This is a genomic window from Streptomyces sp. NRRL S-87 (genome assembly GCF_000719335.1).
Lineage (GTDB): Bacteria > Actinomycetota > Actinomycetes > Streptomycetales > Streptomycetaceae > Streptomyces.
Map to the genome: position 1 here is coordinate 24,295 of NZ_JOGB01000046.1, position 16,047 is coordinate 40,341.

Consider the following 16,047-nt stretch of genomic DNA (forward strand, 5'->3'; position numbering starts at 1 on the left):
TGGGCGTTCAGTCAATCAACGCCTATTTTCGGTCATCCAGGCAAGGGCGTGGTCCACCGCATCGGTGATCTCGAACGTCATCGCGGCCGCCCCTCCCAGTCGCCCCCGGCGCAGTGCGGATTCCGGGAACGCGGAGCCGATCTCCGCGAAATCACCGTCGTCGAGCGCGACATCCTCGTACCCGATCCACCGCGCCTTACCCCGAAGGTTCACCACGCACCGGTACTCGCGCACCGGGGGTTTGGGAATGCGGTACTCCGCAAGATGGAAGGCGGTGCACACCGAGAATCCCACATTGATCAGGAGAATCTTCGCCCCCGCCCAGAACAGCGTTCCCAGCGGTGACTCCTCCCCCAGGTGGCATTCCGTCCGGTGCCCCGCGCACAGCCAGCGCGCGTCCCGTCCCAGCGCCGCGAACGACGTCTGCGGATGGGCGCTGCGGCGGGCCCCGGGGCTGGTCCGCACGCATTCCGCGAGCCGGCCCATGCCGTGGCTGGGGGTGCGCCACGGGTCGAAGGCCGGCATGGCCGCCCGGAACGCCGCCGCCTCGGCCCCGGTCATCCCCGCGGTCAGCGCCAGGTGCGCGTCGGAGGTACGGGAGTTCTGCGCCGTGAAGGCCGGCACGACCAGGGTGCCGGCCGGACCGAGGACGTCGACCAGGGCGTCGCGCACCGCCTCCGCCGCCAGGCCCGTCCCGCGCAGTCCGGCGTGCACGAGCACCCGGTCGCCGGGGCCCAGTCCCAGCTCGCGCACCTGCGCGTGCAGGCCCGCGGCGCCCCCGCTCACGCCCCCACCCCCTTCAGCTCCGCGCGCAGCTCCGTGACGAGGGCCCGGCCCGTCGTGGTGAGTTCGGCCGCGTCCGCCAGCCGGTCCAGCGCCCGCTCGATCCGGTCCGCCGGGCCCCCGTACGGTGGCGGCACCGCTCCCGTCGCCCGCCGGAAGCCCTCCACCGCCACCCGCTCGTGCACGTCGGCCAGCAGGCGGGACACCGGCACCGGCCGGTCGCGCCAGGGCGAGGGGTGCAGCCACTCCCCGTCCAGCGCGTACAGGTCGGCCACCTCCGCCAGCGCCCGCAGCCGGGCCCGCCGCCGCCCGGTCAGCAGGGCCAGTGCGGTCTCGCGCACCCCGCCGGCGTACGGCACTCCCAGCGCGCCGGGGCCGTGCCGCCCGGCCTCGCCGCGCCCCGTCCGCGGGCCGCCGGCCAGCGGGGTCAGGGTGGTCAGGCCGGCGGCCGCCTGCCGGGCCAGGGCGGGCACGGCGGTGTGCAGCAGCCGCCAGGCGTCCGACAGCCGCCGGCCCCACTCGGCGGCCTCGCCGGCGCCGAGCCGCAGCCGCGGCGGGCGGGTGAAGCAGTGCCGGTACGGATCGAGGTCGTCGAGGGCGGTCTCCGGCGGGCCGGCGCCGTCGTGCCCGGCCTCGCGCCAGCGGCGCACGGGCTGCCAGCGGGAGTCCGACCCGTCGGCCCCGAAGCGGTGCTCGCGGCGTCCGTCGCGCACGACGAACCCGCGGTCGGCGGCCCGCAGCGCGGCCCGGCCCGCCGTACCGGGGGCGCCGATCCGCAGCAGTCCGAGCGTGGGCAGGTAGACCTCGCCGTCCCGGTACGGGACGGGCGCCGGCAGGTCGAGGCCGGCGCGCAGCACCGCCGCGGCGGCGAGGGCGGCCAGCCGTCGGGCGGCACCGGGCCCCGCGGGCCGGCCCGCACGCAGTTCCTCCAGCGTCTCCAGCAGCCAGGTGCGGGTGTACGGGTGGTCCAGCACGGGGTCGAGCGCGTCCCCGGACTCCTCGACGGCGCCGATCAGCTCCCAGGAACGGGCCCAGTCCTCTTCCCAGGAGCGGGCCCGGCCGGTGCCGCCCGTGCCGTACGCGCCGGCGGGGGCGGGCGCGTCGGCGAGGTCGTGGTGGAGGCGGGCGAGCAGGACGCGGGTGAGCTCGTGCTGGGCGGCGGCCAGCTCGACGGGGTCGGCCAGGGCGGGGGCGGTGCCGGAGCGGGCGGTGCGGCCGGCCACGCCCTCGACGAGCTCCTTGAGGTCGGCGCAGTACACGGAGGGGTTCTGGAAGCCGGTGGCGGCCCGGTAGCGGTGGGTGTAGAGCCCGCCGCCGCACGAGCGTACGACGGGGCAGGCGCGGCATGCGGCGCTGACGCCCGCGAGGCCGAGTTGGCGGGCGCGCACCCCCGGGTGGGCGGCGACCTCGTCCAGGGAGTGGGTGAAGACGTCGAAGCCGGTGGCGGCGGCCCCCTCGTAGGCGCTCTTGAGGGAGTCGACCTGCTCCAGGGAGCCGTCGGTCTCGACGACGACGAGGTCGGTGGGGGCCAGCCCGAGGGACTCGGTGAGGCTGGGGCCGCCGGCCAGGGTGCTGAGCAGGGAGGAGAAGAGCCGGACGGGCACCGGCCGGCCGCCGTCCTCCCAGCGGTCGAAGGCGCGCAGCAGCCAGCGGGCGTAGGCGTCGGGGGCGCCGTCGGGGCGGGCGGGGGGCGTCTCCCACGTGGCGTGCGGCAGCAGGAAGTCGATGCGGGGCGGCTCGAGGGCGACGAGAGCGTCGAGGACGGCGACGGGGTCGTTCTCGACGTCGACGGTGCACAGCAGGCCCTGGTACAGGTGGCGGTAGGGGGCCGAGCGCAGGAGGTCGAGGGCCTTGAGGACCAGCGGGTGGCTGGTGCGGCCGTCGGCGAAGCGGCGGTGCCGGTCGTTGGCGGTGCGGTCCCCGTCGAGGGAGACGCCGACCTTCACGTCGTACTCGGCGAAGAGGTCGAGGTAACGGGGGCTCAGCTGGAGGCCGTTGGTGTGGATGCGGAGGTCGAGCTCCGCGGTGCCGGCGAGGGCGCGGGTGAACTCCTCGCACACCAGGCGCAGTCGGGCGGGGCCGGCCAAGAGCGGCTCCCCCCCGTGAAGGATCACGGTGACGGAGGGGAGCGCATGGTCCCGGGCGTGTTCGGCGAGCCGTGCCGCGGTCCGTGCGACGACCTCTTCCGAGATCGTTTTCGGCCGGGCGCGCCAGCTCTGGTCCGCGTGTTCGTAGACGTAGCAGTGATCACATGCGAGATCGCATCTGCTGTGTACCTTGAGGACGATCTCGCGAAATGCGATCAGGCCGGTCATTCCACAGAGGATAGAGCCGGGAAGTCGGTGTTAGAGCGCCGAGTTGAAGATCGGGCTCTGGACCGGACGGCCGGATTCGGACGGCAGCACCCGACCCAGTACGGCCTCCGCAGACACGCTGCGTACGTCGATGTCGGCGAGGGAGACGCGACGGGCCTTGTCCGCATCGGCGCGGGTTGCGGTGGTGTTCACGGCAGTCCTTAGAGAATCGGCATGGAAATGACAACTGCGACGCGCTAGTGTCGGTGGGGACTTTACTCTTCTGCACCCCATAGGCAACCGCAAGACATGAGGCGCGGTCAGGCGTTCTATCGAAAGAGTGAGCACCGGAACGGCGAACTGGGGGGTGAGCTGTGATGGAAAATCGCGGATCTCCGAACGGCACGACTTTCAGGAACGGGGACCTCCCGGCGCTTTTCCACCACGCGGACCGGGCCGCGGTCGCGCGCCAGCGGGAGTCCGTCCGGGCCGTGCGCGCCCAGCTCGTGCTGCTCCTGGCGGCGGCGGCCGCCTCGGCCCTGCCGTCCGGCGTGGCCCTGGGCGCGGTACGGCCGTTCGGGCTGCTGAGCCTGCTGGCGTACGGGGGCGTGCTGGCGATCGGGGTGCACAGCACCCGGCGCCGGGCGCGCCCGCAGTGGCAGCTCAACCGGTCCGCGGCGGAGTTCATCAAGTCGCTTGCCTGGCGGTACGCCGTTCACGGTGCGCCTTTCGGGGCGGCTGGAGCCGACGACGAAGAGCTGTACCGTACCCGGCTGGAGTCGGGGTTGGGCGAGCTCAGGAAGATGGGCTGGGCGGACCCGCGGCAGACCGGCGAGGTCCCGCAGGGCGCCGAGATAACGGTCCCCATGGAGCAGTTGCGGGGCCGGGTCTACGCGGTACGGCGCGATACGTACGTCCGCGACCGGCTGATCGAGCAGCGCAACTGGTACCGCCGCAGGACCGAGGCGTCCCGGCGGGCGACGGCGCTGTGGTCGTGGACGATCGTGCTGCTGACGGTGCTCGGTCTGCTGTCCGCCCTGTTCAGGACCTTCGGCCCGGGCCCGGCGGGAACGCTCCCGGCACTGCTGAGCGCGGCCGCGGCGGCCGCGATCGCCTGGCACGAGATGCGGCGGCACCATCCGCTGATCGAGGCGCACACGCTCATCGAGCAGGACCTGGCGGCGATGATGGTCGTCATGCAGACCACCATCACGGAGGACCAGTGGCCGTCGGCCGTCTACGAGACCGAGCGCTACGTCTCCCCCCAGCACACCGACTGGCTGGCGCGGCACAGCAGTTGACGTAGCGTCGGATACGGCGATCAGTCCCTGCGGACCCCTTCCCGCCAGATGACCGTGACCGGCTTCCCGAGGGACCGCGCGTACGCGACGACGTCGCCGGTGCCGCCCCGGCCGCGGGCGGGCCGGCCGTCCCAGACCGCGACCAGCCGGTCGCAGGCGTCGGCGATGAAGGCGCCGGCCGCGTAGTACGCCTCGTCCGTCGAGTGGGCGTGGTCCATCCGGACCTCCTGCGCGGCCCGGGCCCTCAGCCGCCGGTAGCCGTCCAGGGCGCCGGGGTCGGTGAAGGTCTGCTCGTAGTCACCGCTCGGGATGACGACGGTCAGGTCGGCCCCGCAGTCGAGCGCGACCTCGGCGAAGATCTGGTCGGCGCCCTCGGCGAGGCAGGACAGGGCCTCCAGGGGGCCCTCGTGGGCGCCCAGCAGGGCACGGAGCCCCTCGCGGACGAAGGCGGTCAGCTCAGCCGGTATCGCCCGGTGGCCGGTCACTCCGATCCGCTTCATGTCCGCCCCCGTCGCCTCGGCCCGACCGTGCCGGACGCACCCGCGCGCCCCCGGACATCCTCCCAGAAAGGGAGGGTTCGTCCAGGGGCGCGGAGGGACGCCGGGGGCGGTCGCTCAGTAGACGCTCACCCCGTACGCGGCCAGTGCCTCGGTGACGGGCTGGAAGAACGTGGTGCCGCCCGAGGTGCAGTTGCCGCTGCCGCCGGAGGTCAGGCCGACGGCGCGGGTGCCGGAGTAGAGCGGGCCGCCGCTGTCGCCGGGTTCGGCGCAGACGTTGGTGCGGATCATGCCGTAGACGACGTCCCCGCCACCGTAGTTGACGGTGGCGTTGAGGCCGGTTACCGAACCGCTGTGGATGCCGGTCGTGGAGCCGCGGCGGGTGACGGACATGCCCACCGTGGCGTTCGTGGCGCTGGTGATGTCCTGGCTGCCCACCGCTCCGGGGTGGCTGAGCGAGGTGTTGTCGTAGCGGACCAGGCCGTAGTCGTCGACCGGGAAGCTGGAGCCCACCGTGGCGCCGATGGTGGTGGTGTGGGAGGAGTTGGTCCACCAGGTGCCGGCGCCGTCGGTGCAGTGCCCGGCGGTCAGGACGTAGTAGGTGGTGCCGCTGCGGACGTTGAAGCCGAGCGAGCAGCGCCAGCTGCTGGCGTAGATGGCGTCGCCGCCGGAGATCAGCTTGGTGAACCGACCGGGTGTGCGTTCGATCCTGAGCGCTCCGGCGTTCGCGCCGGCCGCGGCCCTGATCCTGGCGATGTCGGCCGGGGAGACGCGCGAGTCGGCGACCACGACGAGGGTGCCGGTCGCGGGGTCGGTGTGCCAGGCGGTGCCCGCGACGTCGGCGCGCAGGACCGACGCGTCGGCGGCCGCGAGCCGGGCGGGGCTGTAACCGCCGCCCCCGTCCGTGCCGCCCGAGGCGCCGGCGGCGGGGGCGGCGAGGGCGACGCAGGCGGCGAGTCCGGCGGCGAGGGCGGTCAGCCGGGTGGGGGTGATGCGCTTCTTCCTCACTTCTCGTTCCTCCCAGGGGGGATCGGGGGCCCGCTAGTGGGGGTCACGGGGGCCCGGTGAGGCGCAGTCGGGGGCGTTGCGGGCGGACCGGAGGCGTCCGGAACGTATGTCCGTCGTGTCCCTGACAAGCGCTGCTCGGGAGTGTCGTGGTGTCAGGTAACGGTCGCAAGGGCTTCTTTCGGCCGCCGTCCGCCCGCCTCGACGCCGAACGGCCCCGTGCGGCCGTTCGGCGGGAAGGGGCGGCGTACGCCCCTGTGCGCGAAGGCCGGTACCGGTCCCTCCCCCGCCGCGGCAGCCGGCACCACCGGGTCCGCCGCCGCGCGCCCGGCCCCCGGAACGGCCGGAATTCGACCTTCCGGGTGGTCGGGGAACCAGCGGGTTCCGGTCAGCGCGAGCGGCCCGGGGGGTCCGGACACGGTGTCGGTCCGGCGGGCGCGCCGGTGCTGCCGGTGCTGCCGGTGCTGCCGGTCGGCGGCGTGCGCCGCGGTGCCATCCGTCATGCCGTCAGATTTCCACACGGGCGCCCTCGGGCATCCCCGGCTACGCCGTACGGACCTGCCCGGACCGGGGCGCTCCTGACGCCCCGGAGGCACATCGGCGCACGGCGGGCCGACGGGCATACGGGCGCCGGCCGACCGGCGGTCACATCAGCTGCAGCCGCAGTCGCACCCGTCGCAGCAGCAGTCACAGTCGCAGTCGCAGCAGCCGTCGCAGCCGCTGCAGTCCGGGCAGCAGTTCCCGCAGTCGCAGGCCTCGCACCACGCGTCCCGCTTCTTGCGGGACCACGGACCCTCGTGCTCCGTGCAGCACATCTGGCAGGTGCAGAACAGCCCCAGGAACGCCGCGCACCCCGCGAGCAGCCCGCGCGGCGGCTTGTGCGGGCGGTGCGGACCGCCCGGGCCGCCGGGCGGCGCCATCACGGGACTGCCCGGCCCGTACGGGTTGCCGTAGGGGTTGTTCCCGTACGGTCCGCTGCCCTCGGGCGCGAGCAGCCCGGCCGCCGGCGACCCGTCCGCGAGCAGCAGCCCGGACCCCTGGCCGCCGCCCTGCGCGTGCCCGCACGAGCTCGTCCCGAAGGCGCGGTCCACGGAGGTGCGCAGTTCGTGCACGAGCAGCAGGTGGGCCAGGCCCCGGTTGGCGAACTCGACCTCCTTGAGCGCGAGCCGGATCCCGCGCAGCGCGTCCTCGCACAGGCGCCGCGCCTCCTCTCGGGAGGTCCCGGTCGCGGTGAGCGGGTTCCAGGCTCCGCAGGCCGCGTCGGCCTCCTGGTCCTCGACCGCGTCCAGGAGGTGCGCGAGGCGCCCGAAGAGGGCGCCGGCCTCGGCGAGCGGAACCGCGTTGCCGGGCCGGCCGGCGAGCACCGCGGTATGCGCGAAGGCGGCCGCGGTCGCGGTCTCGGTCGGCTCGGTCACGGTGAGGATCGGCGTGCCGGGGCCGGCCAGTGCCTCGATGCCGCCCTGCCGGTCCACCGCGTCGACCAGCACGGCCGTGTCGAAGCCCACCGCCGCGCCGGTCCGGGCGCCCGCCCGGTCCCAGCTACGGGCCACGGTGCGGGCGGCGGCCGCCAGCGGCGCCCGGGCCAACACCCCGTCCCGGTCGGCCACGTGGTCGCGCAGCTTCGCCGAGGCGAGCACCAGCGACACCGCGGCGGCGAGCCGCGCGCCCTCGCCCTGGGCTATGGAGGCGCTGCGCATCCCGCGCAGCGGGCAGGGACCGGCGGTGCGGCGGTCCGCGGGGGCCGTGCCTGCCTGAGCCTCCGTCAGGACGGAGGCGAGCAGGCCGTCGTAGTTCGTGACCACCCGGGCGAGCTGCCCGTGGTCGCCGCGAAGTGCCAGGCAGAGCCCGCAGAGATGGGCCATCCACTCTGTCTTGAATCGTTCGCCCAGCCGGTGCGTGCATGGCCTGACAATTCCGAACACTTCGGTCCCCCCGTGCATCAAATCGCGTGTGCCGGGGCATCGTACCGACCGGATTTGCTTCACCCGTACGCCGTCCGTCTCACCCGTACGGAGCGATGCGTCGTATTTTCACTCTGTCAGCAGCCGGAGCCGTGAAGATCCTTGCCACGCCAGCGGATGTTCTGCACCAGAACCGTCACGAAACACATGCGCGGCGGCTATCCACTTGGCGCGCTGTCAGCATCATGGACGACCATAGGGGAGCGGAACCAAGAACTGACCGCGGTGAAAGGAGGCGTCCATGGGTTCGGTGCGCAAGGCGAGTGCCTGGCTGGGACTCGTCGAGGACAGTGACGACGAGCGTTACTACGACGACGAGTACGCCCAGGACTCGGGAGCCGGAGACCAGTGGGTCACCGACCCGCGCGTGCGGGTGGCTTCCGACTCGGCCGTCGAGCAGGGCCGCCGCATCGCCACGGTCACCCCGGACGGCTTCCGGGACGCCCGCGGCATCGGCGAGCTGTTCCGGGCCGGCGTCCCGGTCATCGTGAACCTCTCCTCCATGGACCCCTCCGACGCGAAGCGCGTGGTGGACTTCGCCGCCGGCCTGACCTTCGGTCTGCGCGGATCCATCGAGCGGGTCGCGACCCGGGTCTTCCTGCTGACCCCGGCGGACACCCAGGTGGTCAACGGCGAGGGCGGTCGCTCCCAGGACGGTTTCTTCAACCAGAGCTGACACCGGGCCGGGCGCCCACGGGCAGGCGCCCGCCCGGCGGAGCGCCTACCGGAAGGCGTCCAGTCCGGTGAGCGCCTTGCCCAGCACGAGCTGGTGCATCTCGACGGTGCCCTCGTAGGTGAGCACCGACTCCAGGTTCGTGGCGTGCCGCATGACGGGGTACTCCAGGGAGATCCCGTTCGCGCCCAGGATGGTCCGGGAGGTGCGGCAGATCTCGATCGCCTCGCGCACGTTGTTGAGCTTGCCGAAGCTGACCTGCTCCGGGCGGAGCTTCCCGGCGTCCATGCGGGTGCCCAGGTGGTGGGCGAGCAGGACGCCCTTGTGCAGTTCGAGCGCCATGTCGGCGAGCTTGGCCTGGGTGAGCTGGAAGCCGCCGATGGGCCTGCCGAACTGCTCGCGGGTCCGCGCGTAGTCGAGGGCCGACTCGAAGCTGGCGCGGGCCGCACCCATCGCCCCCCAGACGATCCCGTACCGCGCGTGGCTGAGGCAGCCGAGCGGCCCCTTCAGCCCGGTGACGCCCGGCAGCACCGCGTCGGCGGGCAGCCGTACGTCGTCCATGACCAGCTCGCTGGTGACGGAGGCGCGCAGCGACCACTTGTGCTTGATCTCGGGGGCGCTGAAGCCCGGCGCGTCGGTGGGGACCACGAAGCCGCGGACGCCGTCCTCGGTCTGCGCCCAGACCACGGCCACGGCCGCGACCGAGCCGTTGGTGATCCACATCTTGCGGCCCGTCAGGACCCAGTCGGCGCCGTCCTTCTTCGCGTACGTGCGCATCGCGGCGGGGTCGGAGCCCACGTCGGGCTCGGTCAGGCCGAAGCAGCCGATGAGCTCGCCGGCGGCCATGCCGGGCAGCCAGCGCTGCTTCTGCTCCTCGGAGCCGTACTTCCAGATCGCGTACATGGCGAGCGAGCCCTGCACCGAGACCAGGGAGCGGATGCCGGAGTCGGCGGCCTCCAGCTCCAGGCAGGCCAGTCCGTACTGGACGGCGCTGGCGCCGGCGCAGCCGTAGCCGTCGAGGGACATACCGAGGGCGCCGATGGAGCCCAGCTCGCGGGCCAGCTCGCGGATCACGGGCAGCTCGCCGCTCTCGTACCACTCGGCGACGTACGGCAGGACGCGGTCGGCGGCCCAGCTGCGGACCGTGTCGCGGACCGCCAGGTCCTCGGGGCTGAGCAGGTCGTCGATGCCGATCGGGTCGGCGGGGTCGAACGGCGGCAGTGCGGACACGGTGGGGCCTCCGGCGGCGCAGTAAAACTAGCGATGGAAGTTTTAAGCCTCGCGCCGACGGTACGGGTCAGGGTGCCGTGCGTCCAGACCCGGCCGCCTCGGCCGCTGCCCGGCACGCGGGGCCGGGCACCCTGGCCCGGCGGGCGGGCTCGCCGGTCGGCTGCGCGGGCAGCGCCACCGTACCGGTCGCCGGCCGCGGCACGCCGACCTCGCGGCGGGCCCCGGCCGGTTCCGCGTACACCGACCCGGCCGCTGCGGCCTCGGCGGTGCCGGTGCCGGTGCCGGTGCCGGTGGCCGAGCAGTCCATGACCCGGGGCAGCCGCAGTGCGGCGAGCGCGCCGAGCACCAGCAGTCCGGCGCTGACCAGCAGCGTGACGTGCAGCCCGTGGACGAAGGAGGAGCGGGCGGCGGTGTGCAGGGCCCGCCCGGCGTTCCCGCCGAGGGCGGCGGCGATCTGGTAGGCCTCGCCGAGGGAGTGCGCGGCGCCCGCCCTGTCGGCGGCGGGCACGCCCGGCACGTGCGCGAGGCCGGGGGCGTAGGCGGCGTTCATGACGCTGCCGAGCAGCGCGATGCCCATGCCGGCGCCCAGCTGGTACGAGGTCTCCCCTATGGCCGCCGCCCCGCCCGCCTGCTCGGCCGGAGCCTCGCTGAGCATCGACTCGTACGCGCCGAAGAGCGTGGTCTGCAGTCCGAAACCGAGGAGGACGAAGCCGACGGTCAGCAGCCACGGCCGGTCGTGCTGCCCCATCAGGGTCAGGCACAGCACGGCGGCGGCGGTCAGCAGGAAGCCGAGGGAGACCATCGTGCGGGGGCCGGCGCGGTGCAGGGTGTGGGAGCCGGTGGCCCCGGCGGCCATCGCGGCGAAGGTCAGCGGCAGCAGCCGCAGGCCGGTCTCCAGGGGGCTCAGGCCCAGCACCAGCTGGAGGTACTGGACGGCGATCAGCTCCAGGCCGACCAGGGCCAGCATGGCGAGCACGATGCAGCCGACGGAGGTGGCGAAGGCCGGCCGGGCGAACATCCGCATGTCGATGAGCGGGTGCGCGCGGCGCTTCTGGCGGCGCACGAAGAGGGCCAGCAGCAGGGCGCCGAGCAGCAGCGGCCCGAGGGTCCGCACGCCGAGGACGTCGTGTCCGGCGCCGGCCCGCTTGACGCCGAGCACCACGCCGAGGATGCCGGCGGCGGCCATCAGGGCGCCGAGCACGTCCCAGGGTCCGTTGCCCTCGCCCCGGGACTCGGGCAGCAGCCAGCGGGCGGCCGGCAGCAGGAGCGCCATGAGCGGGATGTTGATCAGGAAGACCGAGCCCCACCAGAAGTTCTCGACCAGGAAGCCGCCGAGCACCGGTCCGGTGGCGGCGCCGACCGCGCCGACGACGGTCCAGACGCCGATGGCGAGGGCGCGCTCGCGCCGGTCGGGAAAGACCTGGCGGATGATCGACAGGGTGGCCGGCATGATCATCGCGCCGCCGGTGCCCAGCAGCACGCGGGCGGCGATGAGCACCTGGGCGGTGTCCGCCAGCGCCGCGACCGCCGAGGCCACTCCGAAGAGCGCGTACCCGAGGAGCAGGATCCGGCGGCGCCCCGCCCGGTCGCCGAGCGTGCCGAAGAGGATCAGCAGCGAGGCGCACACCAGCGGGTAGGCGTCGACGATCCACAGCAGCTCGATGGAACCGGGTCGCAGGTCCTCGGTGACCGAGGGGACGGCCACGTGCAGGATCGTGGCGTCGAGGGCGACGAGGAGGAGGCTGACGCAGAGCACGAACAGGACGACCCAGCGGTTCGCACCGCCGTCGGCCGGGACGAGCCGCTGCCAGGGGGAAGGAGACCGGTCCCGGACCGTGTTCGTCCCCTGCATGCACGTACCTCCCAGTGATCCCTCGCACTCGGCGGACCGGCGGTGAGCTCTGGTGCCGCGCGTTGCCCGCGGCGTTTCCACGGCATCCTTCGAGGTCCGGCGTCGACTGGCGAGTGAACCGACAGCGTACGCGAGTTCGGCTGTGGATCACGTGGTCAAGCTCTCACCCCGCCGACCGCCGAGGTGTGGCGTACGCCACTCGCATCCCCCCGCGTAGAGGCTCGGTGACGGTCCGTGGCCACGACCGGCCGCCACCGATAATCATGCTGTGACCGTTCTCGTTCCGCCCGTTTCGCCGCACCCCCGCCCGACCGCGCTCGCCGCCGCCCTGCGCCGCGCCGCGCCCGCCCTCCTGGGGTACGCCGCGGTCCGGGCGCTCGGTCTGGCGGTGCTCGCCGCGTGGTGCGCGGCCGCCGGCAGCAGCCCGCACAAGCTGCTCTCGGCGCGCTGGGACTCGCTCTGGTACACCCGCGTCGCCGAGCTGGGCTACGGGTACGAGGTGGTGCTGCCGAACGGGGCGGTGCACTCGAACCTCGCCTTCTTCCCGCTCCTGCCGTGGCTGGAGCAGGGCCTGCACGCCGTGACGCCCCTGTCGTACGCGGACGCCGGGCTCGCGGTCGCCTGGACCTCCTCCCTGTTCGCCGCGTGGGGGATCTTCGCGGTGGCGGACCACCTGTACGGGCGGCGGGTCGGAGTGCTGGCCGCGGTGTGCTGGGGTGCGCTGCCGGTGGGGATCGTGCAGTCGATGGCGTACAGCGAGGCCCTCTTCACCGCGCTGGCCGCCTGGTCGCTGTACGCGGTGCTCACCCGGCGGTGGATGGCGGCGGGGCTGGCGGCCGCGCTCGCGGGGCTGACCCGGCCGGTCGGCGCGGCGGTCGTGGCGGCGGTGTGGGTGGGGGCCGTGCTGCGCTGGCGGGCCGGGGAGCGGTCGTGGCGGATGGCGGCCGGGGCGGCGCTGGCCCCGCTGGGCGCGGCGGCGTACGTGCTGTGGGTCGGGGCACGCACCGGCGACGGGGTGCTGGGCTACCTGCGGGTGCAGGGCGGCTGGGGCAACGGCTTCGACGGCGGCTGGGCCTTCGCCCGGTTCATCGGCGGGCGGCTGACCTCGGGGGCGTGGCCCGCGGGGGTGGGGCTGATCGTCGGCGTGGCTCTGGTGCTGTGGCTCTACCTGCTCGGCGTACGGGCCCGGCAGCCGGCGCCGCTGCTCGTCTACACCGGGATCGTGGTGGCCCTGGCGCTGTGCGCGTCGGGGTACTTCGGATCGAAGCCGCGGCTGCTGCTGCCGGCCTTCCCGCTGCTGCTGCCGGTGGCGGTGGCGCTGGGCCGGTGGCGGCCCCGACGGGCGGGGCTGGTACTGGCCGCGGTGGCGGCGGGGTCGGCGGCGTACGGGGCGTTCTGGCTGAACGGGTCGGGGCCGCCGTGAGGGGGGATGGACGCCTGCTTCGGCGAGTGGGGGGGCTTCGGTGGGCTCGCTTCGGGGTGGGTCCCGTGGTGCGTGGGTCCCCTCGGCGCTTGACTGGGGAGGCCTGCAGGCCTCCCCAGTCAAGCGCCTCCCCCACACACCACGCGCCCCACCGGCAATGCCAAGGGTCCGGCGACCCGCGTATGCGGCGGCTCGAGATCAGGTGCCCCGCGTCGGGCGCGACGGGTGGGGCCCTACAGGAGGGGCGCGCCGCGTGGGGACCGCGGGGCTGTCGTGACCGGAGCGTGATCCCCGGCGGGCGCGGCGGAGGCGGGAATTCCGCACCTTCTCAGGTAATGGGATTTCCTGCGGCAATAAAGTCGGAGTAAGGGACTGCGCGCATTCCGGGAAACGGCATCCGGACGGACCCTCGGAATCTCGGATTGTCGGGAATAAGACCCGCATGAGACCCAGCCCACATCACATGGTCATCACAAAGCCCGCGATTCGGCCGGTCGGCGCACTCACGCGCTGTAACGTCCATTGACGTGCGTACCGACCGAATCTTCACCCGGCTGGAACGGGTCTTCGCCCGGCTGGACCGTGAACACGAACGACCGGCTCATCTGCAGGTTCCGCAGATGAGCCGTCACCGCATGGTGCTGTTCGGAGCGACCCTCGCGTTCTACCTGGCGATCGTGGTGGGCGTACTGACCACCTCGTGGCTGGTGCGGCTCGACTGGCAGGTGATGTTCTTCCGCCCCTACGAGCAGTGGCCGCAGCTGCACGCCTTCCTCGACTACTACGTGGTCCTGGGCCAGCGCGGACCCACCGCGGTCATGGTCGCCGCATGGCTCGGCTGGCGCTCCTGGCGACAGCACACCCTGCGTCCGCTGATCACGCTCGGTGTCGCACTGCTCCTGCTGAACATCACCGTCGGCGCCGTCAAGCTGGGCCTGGGCCGACTCGGCCCGCACTACGCCACCACGATCGGTTCGGCCGAGCTCTTCGCCGGCGGCGATATATTCCCTTCCGGCCACACCGCGAACGCCGTCGTGACCTGGGGCATCCTGGCGTACCTGGCCTCCACCGTCCGCACCCGCCGGAACCTGTCGGTGCTGTCGGCCGTCGTCGCCCTGGGCGTCGGCGCCACCACCGTCTACCTCGGTACGCACTGGGTCAGCGACGTCCTGCTGGGCTGGGCCGCGGGGCTGCTCATCCTCCTGGCGCTGCCGTGGTTCGAGCCGCTGATCGCCCGGACCGAGGCCTACGTGTTCGCCGTCCGCACCCGGCTGCGGTCCCGCCGCGGCGTACTCGCCCCGGTGCCCGTCACCCCGGTGCCCGCCCGGGTCCTCGTCGTACCGCGCACGGTCGGTGCCGCGGAGCCGGCCCTGCCCGAGGCCGCCCTGGCCGGGGCCGCCCCCGTCACGTCCGGGGCCCCTGTCACGTCCGGGGCCCCCGTCACGTCCGCGGCCCCCGTCGCGGACGCCGTCCGGCCCGGGCCGGTGCTCCAGGGCGCCGGCGCCGCGCCGGCCGCGGCAGCGCACGGCCCGCGGTCCGGCCACCCGGTGCCCCGGGCCCACCTGATCCGCTCCGAGCGGTCGCCCGGCGCGCCGGCCGGCAGCCGCCGACCGGTGCACGCCGAGCGGGTCGCACGCGGCCCCGCGCCGCGGCCGGTCGCCGGGAGCTGACCCGACACCTCCTGCGGGGGCGCGGTACGCACACACCCCTCCCCCCGCACCGCCGCCGCGGACCGGAGCATCCGGTCCGCGGCGGTGCCGTGTCAGCGACCCGCCCTGACGTTCGTCCGTTGCGGGTCACGCTTGTGTCACAGAACGTCGACAGGACTGTGGCCCGAAGGCATCACCCGAACCACGAGTTCCGGTTGTCCGGACCGGCCGGCGCATTCTGCTTTCCCGTCCGCACGGGCGCGGGGCGGCAGGTCCGCCGAATTCCGGTGGGCCAACCGGTAATTCCGTCGGAACAATTCCCCCGCCCGGCCCGCACCGCCGAACTGACGCTCCATATAACGTGCACGATTCCTCCACAGCCGAGCGCCGTTCCACCTCCGCCGTTACGGCGCCACCGCCCGGCCCAGCAGGTCCCGTGCGGCCCTGATCCGCTCGGTCAGCTCCGGCGGCTCCACCACCTCGAAGTCGAAGCCCAGCAGCAGCACGTGGATCACCAGCACGTCCAGGCTCACCGCCCCCGTGCGCAGCAGGCAGGTCCCGTCGTCCAGAGGTTCCAGCACCCCGTCGGCCGGTCCCACCCTCCGGGCCGCCTCCTCGGCCGTGGCGTGCAGGCGCAGTACGGCCCGGGCGGCGTACGCACGCTGCGACACGCCCTCGGAGACGTAGGCCGCCAGGTCCTCGGCGGGCGGGGTGCGCGGGGCGAACCGCGGCCCGTGCGGGGGCCGGGGTTCGATCCGGTCGGCGCGGAAGGTCCGCCAGTCGCCGCGGTCCACGTCCCACGCCACCAGGTACCAGCGCCGCTCGCTGCACACCAACCGGTGCGGCTCGACCGTGCGCCGGCTGCCGGTGCCCCCGTGGTCCCGGTACTCGAAGCGCAGCCGCTCGCCGTCGCGGCACACCGTGGCCAGCTCCGTCAGCACGGCCGGGTCGACGGCGGCGCCCGCGCGGACGCGCAGCATCGGCACGGTGAACTCGTTGAGGGCCGACACCCGGCGCCGCAGCCGGCCCGGCAGCACCTGCTCCAGCTTGGCCAGCGCCCGTACGGAGGCCTCGCCGATGCCCTCGACCCCGTTGCCGGCGGCGGTGCGCAGACCCACGGCGACGGCCACCGCCTCGTCGTCGTCGAGCAGCAGCGGCGGCAGTTCGGCGCCCGCGCCCAGCTGGTACCCGCCGCCGGTCCCCGGGCTGGCGTTGACCGGGTAGCCCAGTTCGCGGAGCCGGTCCACGTCCCGGCGGACCGTGCGCGGGGTGACGCCCAGCCGGTCGGCGAGCTCGGGGCCGGTCCACTCACGGTGGGCCTGGAGCAGGGACAGCAGGCGCAGCAGGCGCGCGGAGGTGTCGAGCATGCGCCCGAGTCT

At 74.0% G+C, this 16,047-nt stretch carries 12 protein-coding genes and 1 pseudogene; 4 read left to right on the forward strand and 9 right to left on the reverse strand.

What is annotated here, in order from left to right:
* Positions 1 to 15: 15 nt before the first annotated feature.
* Genes IF43_RS0125915 through fxsA form a run of 3 tightly spaced genes read right to left on the reverse strand, consistent with a single transcriptional unit; the run spans position 16 to position 3,290 of the window.
* Positions 16 to 786, reverse strand: coding sequence for an AAC(3) family N-acetyltransferase (locus tag IF43_RS0125915; protein WP_030205207.1), 771 nt, complete (start codon positions 784 to 786; stop codon positions 16 to 18).
* Positions 783 to 3,098, reverse strand: coding sequence for a radical SAM/SPASM protein FxsB, inactivated metallohydrolase extension form (gene fxsB, locus IF43_RS0125920; protein ID WP_030205210.1), 2,316 nt, complete (start codon positions 3,096 to 3,098; stop codon positions 783 to 785). The genes IF43_RS0125915 and fxsB overlap by 4 nt, the downstream gene beginning before the upstream one ends.
* A 30-nt stretch (positions 3,099 to 3,128) precedes the next feature.
* Entirely contained in the window at positions 3,129 to 3,290 is a 162-nt protein-coding gene (gene fxsA, locus IF43_RS38760) for an FxSxx-COOH cyclophane-containing RiPP peptide (RefSeq protein ID WP_063753396.1), read from the reverse strand.
* 164 nt (positions 3,291 to 3,454) lie between these two features.
* Here fxsA and IF43_RS0125930 point away from each other — a divergent pair, with 164 nt between their 5' ends.
* A complete protein-coding gene (locus IF43_RS0125930; protein WP_030205212.1) occupies positions 3,455 to 4,378 on the forward strand; it encodes a DUF4231 domain-containing protein in 924 nt (307 codons plus the stop codon).
* Positions 4,379 to 4,398: 20 nt separating this feature from the next.
* On the opposite strand, the gene IF43_RS0125935 is transcribed toward IF43_RS0125930, so the two are convergent.
* The 3 genes from IF43_RS0125935 to IF43_RS0125950 all read right to left on the reverse strand — a co-directional run bounded on the left by IF43_RS0125935 (position 4,399) and on the right by IF43_RS0125950 (position 7,802).
* Positions 4,399 to 4,878, reverse strand: coding sequence for a hypothetical protein (locus IF43_RS0125935; protein ID WP_030205214.1), 480 nt, complete (start codon positions 4,876 to 4,878; stop codon positions 4,399 to 4,401).
* A 114-nt stretch (positions 4,879 to 4,992) separates the two neighbouring features.
* A complete protein-coding gene (locus tag IF43_RS0125940; RefSeq protein ID WP_030205217.1) occupies positions 4,993 to 5,883 on the reverse strand; it encodes a S1 family peptidase in 891 nt (296 codons plus the stop codon).
* Between the two features lie 647 nt (positions 5,884 to 6,530).
* Entirely contained in the window at positions 6,531 to 7,802 is a 1,272-nt protein-coding gene (locus tag IF43_RS0125950) for a DUF5685 family protein (RefSeq protein WP_199922786.1), read from the reverse strand.
* 280 nt (positions 7,803 to 8,082) lie between these two features.
* On the opposite strand from IF43_RS0125950, the gene IF43_RS0125955 reads away from it, so the two are divergent.
* Positions 8,083 to 8,517 carry a cell division protein SepF gene (locus IF43_RS0125955; RefSeq protein WP_030205226.1) on the forward strand — a complete coding sequence of 145 codons (435 nt, stop codon included), beginning with the start codon at positions 8,083 to 8,085 and terminating at the stop codon, positions 8,515 to 8,517.
* A gap of 45 nt (positions 8,518 to 8,562) precedes the next feature.
* Here the strand turns inward: IF43_RS0125955 and IF43_RS0125960 are convergent, their stop codons facing one another.
* Both IF43_RS0125960 and IF43_RS0125965 read right to left on the reverse strand, forming a co-directional pair.
* Positions 8,563 to 9,744, reverse strand: a complete 1,182-nt coding sequence (locus tag IF43_RS0125960; RefSeq protein WP_078910456.1) for an acyl-CoA dehydrogenase family protein — start codon at positions 9,742 to 9,744, stop codon at positions 8,563 to 8,565.
* Positions 9,745 to 9,811: 67 nt separating this feature from the next.
* Positions 9,812 to 11,596, reverse strand: a complete 1,785-nt coding sequence (locus IF43_RS0125965) for an MFS transporter (RefSeq protein WP_030205233.1) — start codon at positions 11,594 to 11,596, stop codon at positions 9,812 to 9,814.
* A gap of 268 nt (positions 11,597 to 11,864) precedes the next feature.
* Between IF43_RS0125965 and IF43_RS0125970 the strand changes: the two genes are divergently transcribed.
* Positions 11,865 to 13,019, forward strand: coding sequence for a hypothetical protein (locus IF43_RS0125970; RefSeq protein ID WP_234332541.1), 1,155 nt, complete (start codon positions 11,865 to 11,867; stop codon positions 13,017 to 13,019).
* Between the two features lie 527 nt (positions 13,020 to 13,546).
* A complete protein-coding gene (locus IF43_RS0125975; protein ID WP_051796146.1) occupies positions 13,547 to 14,689 on the forward strand; it encodes a phosphatase PAP2 family protein in 1,143 nt (380 codons plus the stop codon).
* A 392-nt stretch (positions 14,690 to 15,081) separates the two neighbouring features.
* Here IF43_RS0125975 and IF43_RS43575 read toward each other — a convergent pair.
* A pseudogene (locus IF43_RS43575) lies at positions 15,082 to 16,035 on the reverse strand (helix-turn-helix transcriptional regulator); the annotation flags it as partial.
* Positions 16,036 to 16,047: the final 12 nt, after the last annotated feature.

Excerpts from the sequence above, each read along its gene's own strand:
- fxsB (WP_030205210.1), bottom strand. The coding sequence starts at position 3,098 with ATGACCGGCCTGATCGCATTTCGCGAGATCGTCCTCAAGGTACACAGC.
- IF43_RS0125930 (WP_030205212.1), top strand. The coding sequence starts at position 3,455 with ATGGAAAATCGCGGATCTCCGAACGGCACGACTTTCAGGAACGGGGAC.
- IF43_RS0125935 (WP_030205214.1), bottom strand. The coding sequence starts at position 4,878 with ATGAAGCGGATCGGAGTGACCGGCCACCGGGCGATACCGGCTGAGCTG.
- IF43_RS0125955 (WP_030205226.1), top strand. The coding sequence starts at position 8,083 with ATGGGTTCGGTGCGCAAGGCGAGTGCCTGGCTGGGACTCGTCGAGGAC.
- IF43_RS0125965 (WP_030205233.1), bottom strand. The coding sequence starts at position 11,596 with ATGCAGGGGACGAACACGGTCCGGGACCGGTCTCCTTCCCCCTGGCAG.